Source organism: Bartonella vinsonii subsp. vinsonii, assembly GCF_902825235.1.
GTDB lineage: Bacteria > Pseudomonadota > Alphaproteobacteria > Rhizobiales > Rhizobiaceae > Bartonella > Bartonella vinsonii.
In genome coordinates this window covers 370,221-386,189 of the sequence record NZ_CADEAJ010000001.1, presented here as the reverse complement: position 1 = coordinate 386,189, position 15,969 = coordinate 370,221, and the positions used below count along the sequence as shown (strand labels likewise).

Here is a 15,969-nt window from a genome sequence, read left to right as displayed (position 1 = left end):
CAAGATCCAAAGATGATAAAGATGCGTACATGCAACTATCAATATGTCGATAAAATAGGTAACGCATCTCTAAAAAAACCAGCGTAATTCAATAAAACGCTTTTTCACTCACCCTTTTGAGAAACATTATGGCGCCCAAAATCAGGAGCATCAATTTCCTGTCCAGCTTCAATAATATTACGACGTACCGCGCGCGTACGCGTAAAAAAGTTAAACAATGTCTCACCATCTCCCAAACGGATGGCTTGTTCCAAAGAAGAAAGTCCTTCACTAAAACGGCTCAACATTTCCAAAATAGCATCTTTATTATGCAAACAAATATCGCGCCACATAACAGGATCAGAAGAAGCCAAACGTGTAAAATCACGAAATCCTGAAGCGGAATAAGCAATCACTTCGGAGTTCGTCACTTTTTCTAAATCACTAGCCGTTCCAACAGTATTATAAGCAATCAAATGCGGCAAATGGGAAACAATAGCCAAAACAAGATCATGATGTTTCGCATCCATCTTCTCGACCCGCGCACCACAAGCCTCCCAAAACGCTGTCAATTTTGCTATAGCTGCAACATCACTTTCAGCAAAAGGCGTTAAAATACACCAGCGATTCATAAACAAATCAGCAAAACCGGCATCAGGCCCTGAATATTCTGTTCCCGCAATCGGGTGACCAGGAATAAAATGAACGAATTTTGGTAATAAAGGTGCCATTTCTGCAATGACCAACGCTTTCGTAGAACCAACATCACTCACAATCGCCCTCGGCTTTAAATGATCACGAATGTTTTTTGCCACCTCCACGCTCGCCCCAACAGGAACAGAAATAATCACTAAATCTGCTCCTTTAACAGCTTCTGCATTATCGGTTGTATAAAAATCCCCAAGTTCCAACTCACGCGCTCTCTTCAATGTCTCTTGCCGCCGCGTTGCGATAGAAATTTGAGCTGCGAGATTTTTCTTTTTAATCACTCTTGCCAAAGAAGAGCCAATAAGACCAATCCCTATGAGGGCTATTTTTTCAAATTGGATATGGAGCATCTTTCACCTTTAATGGTAACAAAACCACAATTTGCCTCTCTGTTTATTCAAGATCTATCTATCAAACATTTTAAAAACCACAACCGACAAAAGAAGAAATAATGAAAGTCACACGCCCCCAATAATCGCTTAAGCAAACCACTAAAAGATCATTTTTACCTAAAAAATGCACAAAAAATGAATGATAGAAGAAACCTATGCCCTATTTACCATTTTAAGAGCACCCCTTTTATTTTTCAAAAAAACAAACAAATTTTATAAGAAAACAATATTTACTTCATAAAATTTTTAAGGTCTTCAAATAAACCATCATAAACGACTACATATTTTAAGCAGCCATTTGGCGCCGTGCAGCAATTGTAAGGCCCAGCAAAACCTGACGAATGATAGCCTCCCCTAAAGACGAATTTTTACGGCTTTCTAAAACAGCACTTTGAATTCTTTCCATTGCATAGGAAATATGTTCTAATTTCCAATATCTTAAAGCTTGCTCCACTGTTCTTTTCCGTTGAAAAAAAATGGGGGGACGTGCCTGAGAAATCACTGTAGAAGGAGATTTCCCTTCAACCTCCACTTGATAACGCAAGAGTTGTAATTGCTGAAAATGCCTTTGTGCGGTACTCAAAATAAAAAAAACTGTACCGTGCATTGCTGCATATCGGCTAAAATGGGCTTCAAATCCTGCGATATCTCCCAGCAACAGCGCATCAACCACTTCATCGAGAGAAAGAGCACTCACGTTGCTTACAATCGCTTTTACATCTTCAAGAGTCATACGGACATCAGAAGCGTAAAGACAAAGCTTTTCTAATTCACTACGTGATACAAGACGGTCCCCTCCCAAACTTTCGTGCAACCACTTTCGTGCATCCAAAGAAAGGGTTTTCTTAAAATGTCCCAAAACCTCATCAATCAATCCATCAAGAGAACGAGCATCATCTGCAAAACAGGGGAGAGCCATTGCTATTGATGCCGTTTCAACAACATTGCGCAATCCTGTTCCTTTTTTCAAATCTCCCGCTTCAATGAGAATAAAACACGCTTCTGGTGGTTCCTCAATTAAAAGCTTCAAAGCTGTAAGAAAACCTTTCTGGTTAGCACCATTAGAAACCCATATCAAACGATCACCCCCGAAGAGTGATAAAGTACGCGCTTCATTTCCCAAACGGGCAGGATCTTTATCAATCTCAGCAGCATCCAAACGAACCGTTGAAAATGGATCTTCTATTGCCACCTGCGTAAGCTTAGCAAAACGCTGTGCGCGTTCACAAACAAGACCACGATCTGGACCGTAAATGAGAACGATAGGAAAAGTACGCGAAAGACGCGCTAGGAAATGGTCAACTTCATGCGCTTTTTTCTGGGCCAAAATATCAATCCATTAAAAGTTCATCATCATCAAGGGCTTCCCCACGAACTTTTTGGAACATGCCTATAAGATCATTCACGCCCCACCCTTTACGTTCTTCTTGATGCACATCCAAAATCACTTTTCCGCCATGCAACATGAGTGTCCGGTCTCCATGATCAAGAGCCTGACGCATAGAATGTGTGACCATAATAGTGGTTAATTTCTTCTCTTCAACAATTTTTTCGGTCAACTGCATTACAAAATCAGCCATTCCTGGATCTAATGCTGAGGTGTGTTCATCAAGCAATAAAACATCTGCATGGGTTAAAGTCGCCATCACAAGACAAACTGCTTGACGTTGACCTCCAGATAAACTGTCCATAGGATTATGAATACACGCCTCAAGACCAATGCCTAGTTGGGCAATTTTATCTCGAAAAAATTGTCGGTTTTTATGATTTAAAGCTGAACGCAAACCACGATGGCTACCACGAAGAGCAGCAAGAGCTAAATTTTCTTCAATTGTTAAAGAACCGCAACTTCCCACTAACGAGTCTTGAAAAACGCAAGCAACCTTTCCAGCGCGCTCACTTATTGATTGCCTAGAAACATTTTGCCCATTGATGATCACTTTTCCTTCTGTAGGAAGAATTGCACCCGCTAAAACACTAAGCAAAGTTGATTTACCAGCACCATTTGAACCAATAATCGTAACAAAACTACCCCGATCAATTTTAAGGTTAAGATCAATAAGTGCTTGTTTTTCCAAAGGCGTTCGCGGTTTAAAAGTAACCCCAACATGAGAAAACTCAATCATGTTTACGCCTCCCTAAATAGCGTGGTACAATGAGTGTTGAAGCAACCAAAAGCGCCGTGATTAATTGAAGATCCGTTGACGTATCAATACCAATCCCCTGTGCCTCAAAAGCAAATTGCACTGCAACACGATAAAGAACAGAACCCACAATACAACTGATAATAATCCAAAGAATATTGCGCGTACGAAAGAGGGTTTCACCGATAATAACTGCCGCTAAACCGAAAACAATTGTACCAATTCCACCAGTAATATCGGTAGCAATCGCGGTTTGGATATAAAGTGATCCTCCAAGTGCCACGCATGCATTTGAAAGACCCATGCCAAAATAAATTAACGCTGAGGTATGAACCCCTTGCGCCGTAGCCATCCGTGGATTAGCACCCATTGCTCTCATAGCAAGACCTAGTTCACTTTCCAAAAAGCGCCAAATCAAAAACGCCACGACCAGCAATACAAAACCGACAAAAAGAGGCCGCACAAAGATATCAGGCAAACCAAATAGATCATAAAAAGGTGTTAAAGCCGTATCAGCACGTGCTAAATTAACATTAGACCCTCCCATAATCCCCATAATACGGAGATTAATTGTATAAAGCGCCGACATTGTTAAAATGGAAGCCAAAAGATTTAAAATGCCAAAATGCAAATTCAGCAAAGCTGTTAGTAAACCAGCTGCCATACCTGCAAAAAAGGCGCATGCCATAGCCGTCCATGCATTGAAACCTAAAAGAATCAAAACACCACAAACACATGACCCAAGAAGAAATGATCCATCGACAGTTAAATCAGGAAAATCCAAGACGCGAAAGGAAAGATAAACGCCAAGTGCAACAAATGCATAAATAAGACCTAATTCTACAGCACCAGAAAACGCAAATATACTCATCCAGAAACCCACCTCATGAAAACTTAACGTATTTTTATCATGTCAATATCATGACAATGGAAACCTACTGAATAACCTTTGTTGCGCGTTCAATAACTGCCTGTGGAATGATAATGCCAGCTTTTTTAGCTGCTTTCATATCAATGCGGATATCATTATTAGCTGCTTGCATAATATCAATATCGCCTGGCTTTTCACCCTTCAAAATACGCACGACTATTTTCCCAGCCTCAACTCCTACATTATAGAAATTTACGCCCTGCGTCATAAAAGGACCGCGCCCTATGGCATTAGAATCGACAGCAAATAAAGGCGTATTCGTTTCCTGTGTAACTCTTGACGCTCCCTCTAAAACAGAAAGAACCGTATTATCAGCGGGAATAAAAATGATATCCACCTTACCAATTAAAGCCCGCGTTGCTGCCTGAACATCAGAAGGCTTAGACGCTGATGAAGGTATGACTTCGACTCCCGCTTTATCTGCTACATCCTGTAACATCTTAAGTGTTGAAACAGAATTTGCTTCAGAAGCATTATAGAGATAACCAAGTTTTTTCAAATCTGGTTTTACTTCCTGTAATAGCTTAAGACTTCCTGCAACATCTATACGATCAGAAGTGCCTGTCACATTACCACCGGGTTTAGTAAGCGAAGACACGATTTTTGCTCCTATAGGATCAGAAATCGCAGCAAAAACAACAGGAATTTTTTTCGTTGCTGCAAACATTGTTTGTGCTGAAGGCGTACTGATAGCAACAATGACATCAGGATTATCACCAACAAATTTTCGTGCCACTTGCGTTGCCGTAGAAATATTGCCCTGTGCGGATAAAAAAGTGAGTTCGAAGTTTTCACCCTGCTTATAACCGCTCTCCGCTAACGCATCTTCCACCCCTCTGCGCACTGCATCGGCAGCAGGATGTGCCATAATTTGAGTAATTGCCACTTTCACTTGTTTAATGTGATCGTCCGCTTTTGCAAAATTATTCACGGCAAAAACAGCTGCAATAGCAATCCCTAATAGGCTTATTCTTTTCGACATTTGATTCCGCCCCTCTTTTGCAACAATTAAAAAAGTGATAGTTTATTGCTGAAGAATCTTTTAAAATCAATCTTTATTTGCTTTTTTGAGAGGCAAGCAAAATAAATCAATCTGAAATGTTATTTTTTTGTTGCAATTCGCAAAAGGCTACGCCATACAACAGCATCTGAAGCAAAATATGTTTCGAATCGGTGAGCGGGTGTAGCTCAGGGGTAGAGCACAACCTTGCCAAGGTTGGGGTCGTGGGTTCGAATCCCATCGCCCGCTCCATGAATTTCGCATTCAGTATTTTCATATCTGTAGCTTGCCACTAGTGTAGCTTGTCGGCGGGTTTTGTATAATTTGACAGTAGGTTTTGTACCAATTTATTTTTTTTCAAAGGGTTTTTAAGGGTGGTTTTCTGGATTTTCAAAACTCTCTTTTTTTGCCATCAGATTTTGATTTTTTCTATTTTCCATCGCCAAAATCCAAGTTTGCAAAAAATGCATAAGGTGATAAAATTATACTCACATCTCTTTCTCATCCCATTTCCTAAACAACTCCTACTGAATAAAAGGTAAGAACCACTCAACAAATCCTGAAATGGAATTTTATATGCAATTGCTTTAGCCATTCTTCCATAATTCATAAAAATGGTGAAGTGGCCCCCGTCCTTTTCCCACTTGTAAAGCATTTGAGGCAGATAAAGCACCATTCAAATAGTCCTTTGCTTGTTTAACAGAACAAATTAAAGGCTGCGTTGGCAATAAAGCTGCAATTGCAGCTGAAATAGTACAACCTGTGCCGTGATCATGCGTAGTTATGAAACGAGAAGCTTCCAGCATAACAAGTTCTTTAGAATCGCAATAAAGATCTGGACTTGAATCATCGTGATTCGCTGTATTTTTTCTAGTAAGAGCGCTTAAATGTCCACCCTTCAAGAGAGCTGCATGACACCCTAATGCCAAAAGCTGCGGACCATATTGATACATAGCGTTTAACGACCACTGCACTTCACATCCCAATAACAGTGCTGCCTCAGGCAAATTTGGCGTGATCAAAGTTGACAGTGGAACAAGAACATCACGCATGATTTCAATCGTATCGGGCTCTAAAAGGACATCACCACTTTTTGCCACCATAACTGGATCAAAAACAATAAAACGGGGTTTATAATAAGCCAAACGCTCTGCAATAATTTGAGCAATTTGAGCATTTGCCACCATACCAATCTTAACGGCATCCACATGAATATCTTCAAAAACGGCATCAATTTGGTCAGCGACAAAAGAAGCATCCAAAGCCTGAAAAGCACGTACACCTTGTGTGTTCTGTGCAACAACAGCCGTCACCACACTCAGACCATAGGTTTTCATAGCTGAAAAAACCTTCAAATCCGCTTGCATTCCAGCGCCACCAGAAGGATCAGTACCCGCAATAGATAAAATCCGCGGGATCAAAAGAGTATCTTGGCTACTCTGTAGTTTCATGAGCCTGTTTCCTTATGTTTTTAAATATCAGAAAAGAAGTTATCCAAAAAAGAGATATTTGAAAAAACATAAAGAGAGATGTTTTCTCACATAAATTGCGTTATATACATGGTCTCTTTGCAGATATAAAATGGAAAATATAGTGCTTGTTCTTCGTTCTCTTCTTTTTACATTCGCTTTTTATACAATGACCTTCATACAAATGATTCTTTACGCCCCCATCTATTTTTTAATGCCACGCAAAAAAGCGTGGATTGTACCTAAAACATGGGCGCGTGTTACACTTTTTTTACAAAAATACATTACAGGCACACACTATGAAATTGAAGGATTAGAAAATCTCCCCAAGGGGTCCTATATCATCGCTCCCAAACATCAATCTGCATGGGAAACTTTTGGCCTTGTACCTCATCTTGATGACCCTGCTCTTATCCTAAAACGTGAATTGACATGGATTCCCCTTTTTGGCTGGTACATGGCAAAAACACAAATTATCCCCATCAACCGAACCACACCCATTAAAGCTTTAAAAACCATCATACAAAAAGCAAAAGAAAAAGCAAAACAAGGGCGTCAAATTCTGATCTTTCCCGAAGGAACACGTCGACAACCAGGCCAAGAACCAGATTATAAATCAGGGATTGTTGCACTTTACAATGAATTGGACCTTCAAGTTGTTCCCATTGCACACAATGCCGGTTTATATTGGCCCCGCAACAATTTTCGCCGTTATCCTGGAACAATTCGTGTTCGTATTCTTCCCCCCATAGATGCCGGTTTAAGTAAACGTGATTTTCTAGACCAACTTATAGAAAAAACAGAAAAAGCCTGTGATGAATTGCTTCTACGAGCATCTAAAGATCCAAGCCCTCCCCCAATGCCTCCTTCCGCTATAAAAAGGCTTCAAGAACTTAAATCACTGCAAAAAATTGAGACGTAATTAACCATTTACCCTCACGGTTCTGGATTCGAAAGTGTTATGTGCTACATTAAAAGAGTTCTAAGTTACTGATAAACAGAAATTGGACTTAAACTTAATGCGGCAGCTTTTCTATAATTTATTTTTATCTTTCGTTATGAGTTTTATGAGTACCTTTACTCACGCTCAGCCTTTTATTTCTGTTGACGTGACAACTGGACGCATTTTAGAGCATAATCAAGCTTTTGATCGCTGGTATCCTGCCTCTTTAACAAAATTAATGACCGCTTATATTATTTTTCGTGGCATGAAAGCAGGGGAAATTTCACCAAAGCAACACATCACCATCAGCGAATATGCAGCAAAAGCTCCTGCACACCATTCAGGTTATAAAGCCGGTTCCGTTCTTACTCTTGATACAGCCTTAACAATTACTCTGGTTAATTCCACCAATGATTTGGCTATTGCTATGAGTGAAGCAGTCGCTGGTTCACAAGAAGCTTTTGTGCAAAAAATGAATGCTGAAGCGCAACGTCTTGGCATGTTTGGAACGCATTTTGCGAATGCAAGTGGATTACCACATCCCTATAATTATTCTACAGCACGTGATATTGCTCTTTTAGCGGTTCAGATTCGTCGAGAATTTCCTCAATATGTCCATTATTTTTCTATTCCAGCCATTGATTTTGGTAAAAAACGAAAAATTCAACCCAATTCAAACAATCTTATTGGTCGTTTTAACGGAATCGACGGCATGAAAACAGGCTTTATTTGTGCCTCCGGTTTTAATCTTGTTGCCTCAGCAACCCGCAACAAACGCACGATTATTGCTGTCATTCTAGGATCTAGCAACGTAAGTGAAAGAGAAGAAAAAGCCGCACAACTGCTTGAAACAGGTTTTTTGCACCAAGGATCGCCCCAAACAACATTAGCAACCCTAAAACCCTATGGAACTAAAATGACGCAAGCAAGTGACATGAAACAACAAACATGCACGCCTGAAGCTGCTAAAATGCATGCAAATTCTTATGATGATCAAGGAAATATCATCCTTACCTCACCTTTTATCACTCCTTCCCCTTCTTCTGCTCTTCCTTTATCAGTACGACTCATTAGTACGCCACAAACACATAAAGCAAAAATAAAGCCACTAAAAAAATTTCACATTCCCTACAAAAAGCAAGAAAACCACCCTATAACAAAAGCAGCAAGTCATGGTCGATGATGAAATATGAAAAAAACGCGCATTCCTCTCACGCTTATTACCGGATTTTTAGGCTCTGGAAAAACGACTTTTCTCAACCGCATGCTACGCGATCCTCTTTTGGCTGATTGTGCTGTTATCATCAATGAATTTGGCGAAGTGGGTATTGATCATCTTCTGGTTGAAAAAACGACCGAAGGAATCATCGAACTTACAAATGGTTGTTTATGCTGCAATTTGCGCAGTGATCTTATTGATACATTAACTGATTTGATTGTTCGCATTAATAGAGGAGATCTCAAACAGCTCAACCGCATTATCATCGAAACAACAGGCTTAGCTGATCCGGCCCCTATTCTACAAGCTCTTCTAAGCCATCCCCTTTTAACACAAGCATTTTCTATCGACGCTGTTCTTGCAACATTTGATATATTAAACACACCTTCCATACTCAAACGTTACCCTGAAATACAAAAACAATTAGCATTTGCTGATAAAATTATTCTTACAAAAACGGATCTTATTGACGAAAAAACGCTTTCAAATACACTTATCAACACACTCAAAACGATAAATCCTACAGCACAAATCATTGATGTCCATTCTGACCATTGTTGTTCAAGTGCCTTAATGAGTGAAACATTATGGGATGAAAAAGAAGAAAATGGATACTTTAAACAATGCCTCACCAGTACTCCATATGATCATACGCACCCTTGGACCATTCGCAGCTTTTTATTAGACTGTGAAGAACTTCTTGATTACACTACTATTGAAGCTTTTTTAGATCTCCTAAGAGACCTTTATGGTGCAAAATTATTACGTCTTAAAGCAATTGTTGCCTTGCGTGATGATCCACACCACCCACTTGTGTTGCACGGTGTACAGACATTTTTTCATCCACCTATAAGACTTTCAGCTTGGCCACAAGGAATCATACAAACGCGTTTTGTTATCATTGCAGATGGAATTGAAAAAGAAGCAATACAAAAACTCTTCGATGCATTTTTAAACAAACCAGCAATAGATACTGCAGACAAAACTGCCATATTAGACAATCCCCTAGTCATTCCAGGAATGAAATTTTAATTTCTTCTTTAATCTTCAATAAGAAAATTCTTAATAGACAGAGAAAACAGGTTTTCAAACACACTCCACCACATCTCACCACAAGTACTCACACACTACGAGTCAATAACAAAGCATTCTCAAACAAGCAGAGAGATCTACGTTTATATAAGAATACCTTCACTGCATTAAAGAAGCAGAAATTTTATCAGTGTCACGATTAAAAACATAACGTTTTGCATAAACTTGAACGATTGGAGGCTTACGATGCTCCTCAAAGAAATCATAGCCTTCTTTCAACATTACCCAAAATTGATAATGTGGATCGGTACGATAGCGTTCCATATTAGCATCAGTCATACGAAAAGGAAAAGCTTGCAACTGAAATTCTCTCTGTCCTCCTCTAAAAGCATCTCGTGCAAAAGCATAAATTTGTGCCATATTTTTATCACTCATGGAATAACATCCCGCGGAAAAACAAGAACCATGCACCATAAGATGTTTTCCTGTGCGACCATTTGCCTGATCATAAAGGTTTGGAAAACCTATATTAAAGGAAAGATAATATTTTGAGTAAGGATTCATTTGATTTGCAGTAATGGTATAAAAACCTTCAGGCGTCTGTAAATCCCCCTCTTTATATTTGGGCCCAAGCTGTCCTGACCATTTGCAAATACCATAGCGGGCTACCAGCATAAAAGGCCCCGAACGAGATTGCTTCCAAATTTCGGCAACATTTTCCTCCTTAAAAAAACGCATCATAATTGGTGCATAGGGATCGATATTATAGAGAGCCATTCTATTGTAGATTTCTTGTGGAAGTGGTTGCTCAACTTTAGCCCGAATAGATGCCGGCAATCTTACCCCGCATGCCGTTAATATTCCCATTGCAAACACAACACATACAGTGAGGAACCTGTTGAATGTCATCGAATAAAACTCCAATCTATCCCCTCACAAAAAATAACTTATGCTAGAGATCTACCAATTTGAAGATATTTCTCCCAACGCTCTCGTTTAAGAACTTCACCAGCTTTGCCTACCATAGTCTCTAATGCAGAAGAAATCACATTACCCGCTTCATCAATTGCTGCTTCTTTATCTCGATGCGCACCTCCTAGAGGTTCCAGAATAATGTCATCAATAATCTTTAACCGGTATAAATCTTGTGCGGTAATACGCATATTCATTGCGGCATCTTTTGCACGGGTTGGATCACGCCATAAAATAGAAGCAGCCCCTTCTGGAGAAATAACAGAATAAATTGCATGTTCCAGCATATAAACTTTGTTGGCGGCAGCAATTGCTATCGCCCCTCCCGAACCACCTTCTCCAATAACAACGGACACAACAGGAACTTTTAAACGCAAAGTTGCCGCTGTTGATTGGGCAATTGCTTCTGCTTGGCCCCGCTCTTCAGCGCTCACACCAGGATAAGCCCCAGCCGTATCAATAAAAGTGAGGAGGGGCAAACCAAACCGATCAGCCATTTCCATAATACGCACGGCTTTACGATATCCTTCTGGTCGTGCAGAACCAAAATTATAGCGCAAACGGGTTTGCGTATCATGACCTTTCTCCTGACCTATGTACGCAATTGCTTCTCCTTTAAAGCGTGCAAATCCCGCTTGAATAGCCTCATCTTCCGCAAATTTGCGGTCTCCCGCCAAAGGGGTCACATCACTAAGCAAACGTGCAGAGTAATCCATAAAATGAGGACGATCAGGATGGCGAGCCACTTGTGTTTTTTGCCACGGAGATAATTTTTTATAGATATCACGCAATGCCGTTTGGGAGCGCACTTCAAGACGCGCGATTTCATCGCTCATATCAAGGCTTCCCTCTTGTTGAGCAATCTGTTTTAATTCGAGAATTTTCCCATCAAGATCAGCAACTGGTTTTTCAAAATCAAGATAATTATACATTGTCCTCAACTTATTTGATGTGACTTATAAACTTATAATTCGCTTTATAAAGTGTTTTTTTAAACAACACCTTTTCTTTACCCAGCCTTCTGTTTATCTGCAAGTGGATGATGCTCATTAACCAAACGATAAAGACCTTCTTCCAACACATGTGTGTAAATTTGAGTGGTAGCAATATCAGAATGGCCTAATAAATGCTGAACAGCTCGTAAATCAGCGCCATTTTGCAAAAGATGGCTAGCAAAAGCATGGCGTAACACATGTGGAGAAAAGCCACTCCTTATTCCTGCTCTTCTTGCAAGACCTTTCAACTCGCGTGCAACAACTTGTCGAGCAATATACCCTGTCTGTGAGTGTGCAGGAAAAAGATAAAGACTTTCCGCACCCTTTCCTTTATCACGCAAATCTAACCATTGTGAAAGAACTTGATATGCTTTTTTCGATAAAAGCACCATTCGTTCTTTTTTGCCCTTGCCACGCACTAAAACACTGTACCCCTCCCCTCGGACAGCCTGTACCGGAAGACTCACCAATTCACTAATACGCAGCCCTGTTGCATAAAGCATTTCCATCAACAGCTGAAGACGCAATGCGCGAAAATAATTCTTTGACCCATAGTCTGCTTGTTCCACTTCCAACTGTGCTAAATCAAGCAATTTTGTCACCGCATCCTCACTAACAATTTTAGGCAAAGGGCGTCCCTGACGAGGCGCATCAATATCATAAGAGGGATCATCTGCTCTCACCCCCTCTGCATAAAGAAATTGATAAAACTGACGCAATGTCGATAAACGACGCGCTTGCGAAGCTGCTGTAAAGCCAAGAGTGTGCATAAGCGACAAAAGACCAATTAAATCTTCTTTTTGCGCTGAAAAAAGCGAAACAGAATGCGAAGACAGTTTATCTTGTGCCCATTGTAAATCATGCTGATAAGCTGCAAGCGTATGTGGAGAAGCTCCTCGCTCAGCACTCATCATCTCAAGAAAATGATCTACCATAGCACCATTTTTCATTTTATTGATTCGCTTTCGAAGAAAGATTCAAGGAATCTAAAGGAACATCGATATACATATCCACAGTCACCGGTTCCACCCAAACCACGAGAACAGCCATTATACTGAAAAGCACAATAAGCGAAATGAAAAGAATCATCAAAAATCTGGTCAATGTTGGCATAAAACAATAAACACTCTAAAAACACTCTATGCCTTATCATGCCTTACAAAGATTAACAGGAATTGACTTTAAGGCAGATAAATGCCGAAATAAAGTTATGAAAAATCATCAATCTAAGCAGCCTTCGATAGCACAAATAAAGAAACAACTTTTATCAACTCTTGATAAACGAGCCCTTGTCCTTGTAGGTCTTATGGGTGCAGGAAAATCTGTAATCGGACACCGCATAGCCACTATGCTTCACTTGCCATTTTATGATTCCGACCAAGAGATTGAAAAAGCAGCACAAATGACAATCACAGAACTTTTTAAAATTTATGGTGAAGCAGAATTCCGCGCTCTTGAACAACGCGTTATTCTCAACATCATGAAAAAAAGTCCTCTTGTTTTAGCAACAGGCGGTGGTGCCTATATGAACGAAAATATTCGCAGAGCCATTCATCAAAATGGTGTATCCATATGGCTCAAAGTGGATCTTGATATCCTCATGAAACGTGTTTTACGGCGTCCAACGCGACCACTCCTTCAAACAGCAAACCCTAAAGAAACCATGCAAAAACTCATGGAACAACGCAATCCAATCTATGCAAAAGCAAATTTAACAATTAACAGTCATAAAGAAAGCCGTCATACTGTAGCACAAAATGTTATACGGTCCGTACAGCACTACTTGTACACAGAACTCAACGATAGGAATAACAAGAATGCAAGCCAAGACCGTCACCATTAAATTGGATAAGCACTGTTACGATATCATCATCGGCCCAGATCTGATTGCACAAGCTGCTTCACACATAAAGCGTTCTCTTAACCAAAAAGGTTTTCAAACGCGTTTAGCTGTTATTACAGATAAAAATGTTGCACATCTCCATTTGGCTAAATTGCAGGAAGAATTAACAAAAAGTGAAATCCATTTTGTTCCAATCGTCGTAGAAGCAGGAGAGCAATCAAAATCATTTTCAACTCTGCAAACTGTCATCGATAAAATTCTTGCTGCACGTCTAGAAAGAGGTGATTGCGTTATTGCTTTTGGTGGTGGTGTCATTGGAGACTTAGGAGGATTCGCCGCAAGTATGATACGCCGCGGTATGAATTTCATTCAAATGCCTACAACGCTTCTTGCACAAATTGACTCCTCTGTTGGTGGAAAAACAGGCATCAATAGCCAATATGGTAAAAATCTCATTGGTGCTTTTTATCAACCCCAATGCGTTATTGCCGACACATCTGTTCTTGATACATTACCCTTGCGCGAATTTCGCGCTGGCTACGCTGAAATGGTTAAATATGGCCTTATTAACCAACCTGATTTCTTTGAGTGGCTTGAAAAAAATGGGCAAGAAGTTTTTTCCAATGGCCCCATACGAATAGAAGCGATTGTCCGCTCATGCCAATTTAAAGCTGACATTGTTGCACGTGATGAATATGAAAGAGGAGAACGTGCACTCTTAAACCTTGGCCACACCTTTGGACACATGCTTGAAACAGCAACAGCCTATGACTCAAGCCGCCTCATCCACGGTGAAGGCGTAGCAATTGGGATGGTTTTAGCCCATCAATTTTCTGCTCAACTCAATTTAACAGACCCCACAATCACACAACGTGTTGAAACACACCTCAAAGCCATGGGACTGCCTACACAATTAAAAGATATTCCAGGGAAACTCCCAGATGCTAAAACACTGCTCACCTTCATTGCTCAAGACAAAAAAGTTTCGCAAAATAGCCTGACCTTCATCCTAACACGCGGAATTGGGCAATCATTTATTGCAAAAAATGTCCCTCCGGAGACAGTTTTGACCTTTCTAGAACAAAAAATAGCAGAAATTCGTTAATTCATATTGAATATAATTGATTCGTTTTTATACTTCTATTAAAGAAATAAAGTATGATGATGTCTGCGTAGCTCAGGAGGATAGAGCACAGGATTCCTAAAGAAATTGGGCGCCTTAAGGAGAAATCCTTAAAGTGGATCTGCTCAAATTCGGGGAAAGCTTCATAGGAGACTATATGCCAATCCCGAGCCAAGCCTTTTTTTAAAAAGAAAGGAAGGTGTAGAGACTGAACGGGCAGCACCTAAAGAGCACAAGCTTCAAGGTGAAGAGACAGTCCAGACCACAAACAGCCTTGTAAAGCTGGCGGTGAAAATCGAAGTGGTATGAATCCTGGGGCCGCAGGTTCGAATCCTGCCGTAGACACCATTATATCAGTCAAATCATTCTTCTGCATAACACAGGGAAGCATTATGAAAAAAACTTTACGAATTTGGGGATTTTTTGCCACTTTGATTCTATCACCTTTCAGCTCAATGAATGCCTTCGCTGGCTCTTTCATCATTGAAGTACCAGACACTCCAGAACCCAAAACACAAACGATTGCCTATCGATGTGATGCTGGAACAAGTAAAGAACGGGTTGAAGCAGTCTATCTCAATGCTGACAATATTTCGTTGCTTGATTTCAAGTGGAAAGGTGATCGTGTCATTGCTGCAAATGTAATCGCCAACATAGGAAAAAAATATGAAGGAGAAGGGTACATTTGGTGGGAAAACAACAACGAAGTCACACTTCATGATCGTATTCGTGATCCAGAAGGAAAAAAACTCATCCGCTGCAAAGATGAAACAACATTATTATTCTAAATAATCAGGTAAACATTATGAAAAAAACTTTTTTTAATTTACAGTTTGTATCCACTTTAATTTTCTCACTGTTTAGCGCAATGAGTGCTTTTGCTGGCTCTTTAGTCATTGAGGTACCAGACACTCCAGAACCAACAATAGAATCTGTTACCTACCAATGCAATATTGGAACAAAAAAAGAGCGCGTTGAAGCAACCTACTATGATACCGATGATATTGCTTTAGTTGATCTCAAATGGAATAAAAAGCGTATTATCGCGGCCAATGTCATTGCTGCTTCGGGCGCAAAATATGCGGGAGGTGAATATATTTGGTGGACAAAACAAAACGAAGCCTTATTGTATGACCTCATTAATGATTCAGAAGAGGGAAAGCCCTTCCGCTGTGTAGAAGAAAAAGATACAAAATAAAAAACTTCTTATACACTCAAA

At 40.1% G+C, this 15,969-nt stretch carries 16 protein-coding genes and 1 tRNA gene; 8 read left to right on the top strand and 9 right to left on the bottom strand.

The window, feature by feature from the left end; all coding sequences use genetic code 11:
* Positions 1–104: 104 nt before the first annotated feature.
* The 5 genes from J7R12_RS01565 to J7R12_RS01545 all read right to left on the bottom strand — a co-directional run bounded on the left by J7R12_RS01565 (position 105) and on the right by J7R12_RS01545 (position 5,136).
* Complete coding sequence (locus J7R12_RS01565; protein ID WP_126602053.1) at positions 105–1,037, bottom strand: prephenate/arogenate dehydrogenase family protein; 933 nt, start codon at positions 1,035–1,037, stop codon at positions 105–107.
* 328 nt (positions 1,038–1,365) lie between these two features.
* Positions 1,366–2,406, bottom strand: a complete 1,041-nt coding sequence (gene holA / locus J7R12_RS01560; protein WP_126602055.1) for a DNA polymerase III subunit delta — start codon at positions 2,404–2,406, stop codon at positions 1,366–1,368.
* A 4-nt stretch (positions 2,407–2,410) separates the two neighbouring features.
* On the bottom strand, positions 2,411–3,205 hold the full coding sequence (locus J7R12_RS01555; RefSeq protein ID WP_126602057.1) for an ABC transporter ATP-binding protein: 795 nt from the start codon (positions 3,203–3,205) through the stop codon (positions 2,411–2,413).
* The gene (locus J7R12_RS01550) at positions 3,198–4,094 is read right to left on the bottom strand and encodes an ABC transporter permease (RefSeq protein WP_126602059.1); all 897 of its coding nucleotides are present in this window, start codon (positions 4,092–4,094) and stop codon (positions 3,198–3,200) included. Before J7R12_RS01550 ends, J7R12_RS01555 begins: the two co-directional genes overlap by 8 nt.
* Before the next feature lie 64 nt (positions 4,095–4,158).
* Positions 4,159–5,136: an ABC transporter substrate-binding protein gene (locus J7R12_RS01545; protein WP_126602061.1), complete on the bottom strand. Its 978-nt coding sequence runs from the start codon at positions 5,134–5,136 to the stop codon at positions 4,159–4,161.
* Between the two features lie 195 nt (positions 5,137–5,331).
* On the opposite strand from J7R12_RS01545, the gene J7R12_RS01540 reads away from it, so the two are divergent.
* A tRNA-Gly gene (locus J7R12_RS01540) sits at positions 5,332–5,406 on the top strand.
* A 335-nt stretch (positions 5,407–5,741) separates the two neighbouring features.
* On the opposite strand, the gene thiD is transcribed toward J7R12_RS01540, so the two are convergent.
* On the bottom strand, positions 5,742–6,605 hold the full coding sequence (gene thiD, locus J7R12_RS01535; RefSeq protein ID WP_126602062.1) for a bifunctional hydroxymethylpyrimidine kinase/phosphomethylpyrimidine kinase: 864 nt from the start codon (positions 6,603–6,605) through the stop codon (positions 5,742–5,744).
* Between the two features lie 130 nt (positions 6,606–6,735).
* Between thiD and J7R12_RS01530 the strand changes: the two genes are divergently transcribed.
* The 3 genes from J7R12_RS01530 (at position 6,736) to J7R12_RS01520 (ending at position 9,817) form a co-directional block, all read left to right on the top strand.
* Positions 6,736–7,545: a lysophospholipid acyltransferase family protein gene (locus J7R12_RS01530; protein WP_197721516.1), complete on the top strand. Its 810-nt coding sequence runs from the start codon at positions 6,736–6,738 to the stop codon at positions 7,543–7,545.
* 97 nt (positions 7,546–7,642) lie between these two features.
* A complete protein-coding gene (locus J7R12_RS01525) occupies positions 7,643–8,749 on the top strand; it encodes a D-alanyl-D-alanine carboxypeptidase family protein (protein ID WP_126602064.1) in 1,107 nt (368 codons plus the stop codon).
* 6 nt (positions 8,750–8,755) lie between these two features.
* Entirely contained in the window at positions 8,756–9,817 is a 1,062-nt protein-coding gene (locus J7R12_RS01520; RefSeq protein ID WP_126602066.1) for a CobW family GTP-binding protein, read from the top strand.
* Between the two features lie 159 nt (positions 9,818–9,976).
* On the opposite strand, the gene J7R12_RS01515 is transcribed toward J7R12_RS01520, so the two are convergent.
* The 3 genes from J7R12_RS01515 to J7R12_RS01505 form a co-directional block, all read right to left on the bottom strand.
* Positions 9,977–10,726 (bottom strand): L,D-transpeptidase family protein, encoded by a 750-nt coding sequence (locus tag J7R12_RS01515; RefSeq protein ID WP_126602067.1) that lies wholly within the window; start codon positions 10,724–10,726, stop codon positions 9,977–9,979.
* Positions 10,727–10,764: 38 nt separating this feature from the next.
* A complete protein-coding gene (locus tag J7R12_RS01510; RefSeq protein WP_126602070.1) occupies positions 10,765–11,721 on the bottom strand; it encodes an acetyl-CoA carboxylase carboxyltransferase subunit alpha in 957 nt (318 codons plus the stop codon).
* A 77-nt stretch (positions 11,722–11,798) separates the two neighbouring features.
* Complete coding sequence (locus J7R12_RS01505; protein WP_126602072.1) at positions 11,799–12,734, bottom strand: site-specific tyrosine recombinase XerD; 936 nt, start codon at positions 12,732–12,734, stop codon at positions 11,799–11,801.
* 260 nt (positions 12,735–12,994) lie between these two features.
* Between J7R12_RS01505 and J7R12_RS01500 the strand changes: the two genes are divergently transcribed.
* The 4 genes from J7R12_RS01500 (at position 12,995) to J7R12_RS01485 (ending at position 15,948) form a co-directional block, all read left to right on the top strand.
* Positions 12,995–13,627, top strand: coding sequence for a shikimate kinase (locus J7R12_RS01500; protein ID WP_126603997.1), 633 nt, complete (start codon positions 12,995–12,997; stop codon positions 13,625–13,627).
* A complete protein-coding gene (gene aroB / locus J7R12_RS01495; protein ID WP_126602074.1) occupies positions 13,602–14,732 on the top strand; it encodes a 3-dehydroquinate synthase in 1,131 nt (376 codons plus the stop codon). Before J7R12_RS01500 ends, aroB begins: the two co-directional genes overlap by 26 nt.
* A 410-nt stretch (positions 14,733–15,142) precedes the next feature.
* Positions 15,143–15,538 (top strand): MliC family protein, encoded by a 396-nt coding sequence (locus tag J7R12_RS01490; protein WP_126602076.1) that lies wholly within the window; start codon positions 15,143–15,145, stop codon positions 15,536–15,538.
* 17 nt (positions 15,539–15,555) lie between these two features.
* Positions 15,556–15,948, top strand: coding sequence for an MliC family protein (locus J7R12_RS01485; RefSeq protein WP_126602078.1), 393 nt, complete (start codon positions 15,556–15,558; stop codon positions 15,946–15,948).
* The last annotated feature ends 21 nt before the right edge of the window (positions 15,949–15,969 follow it).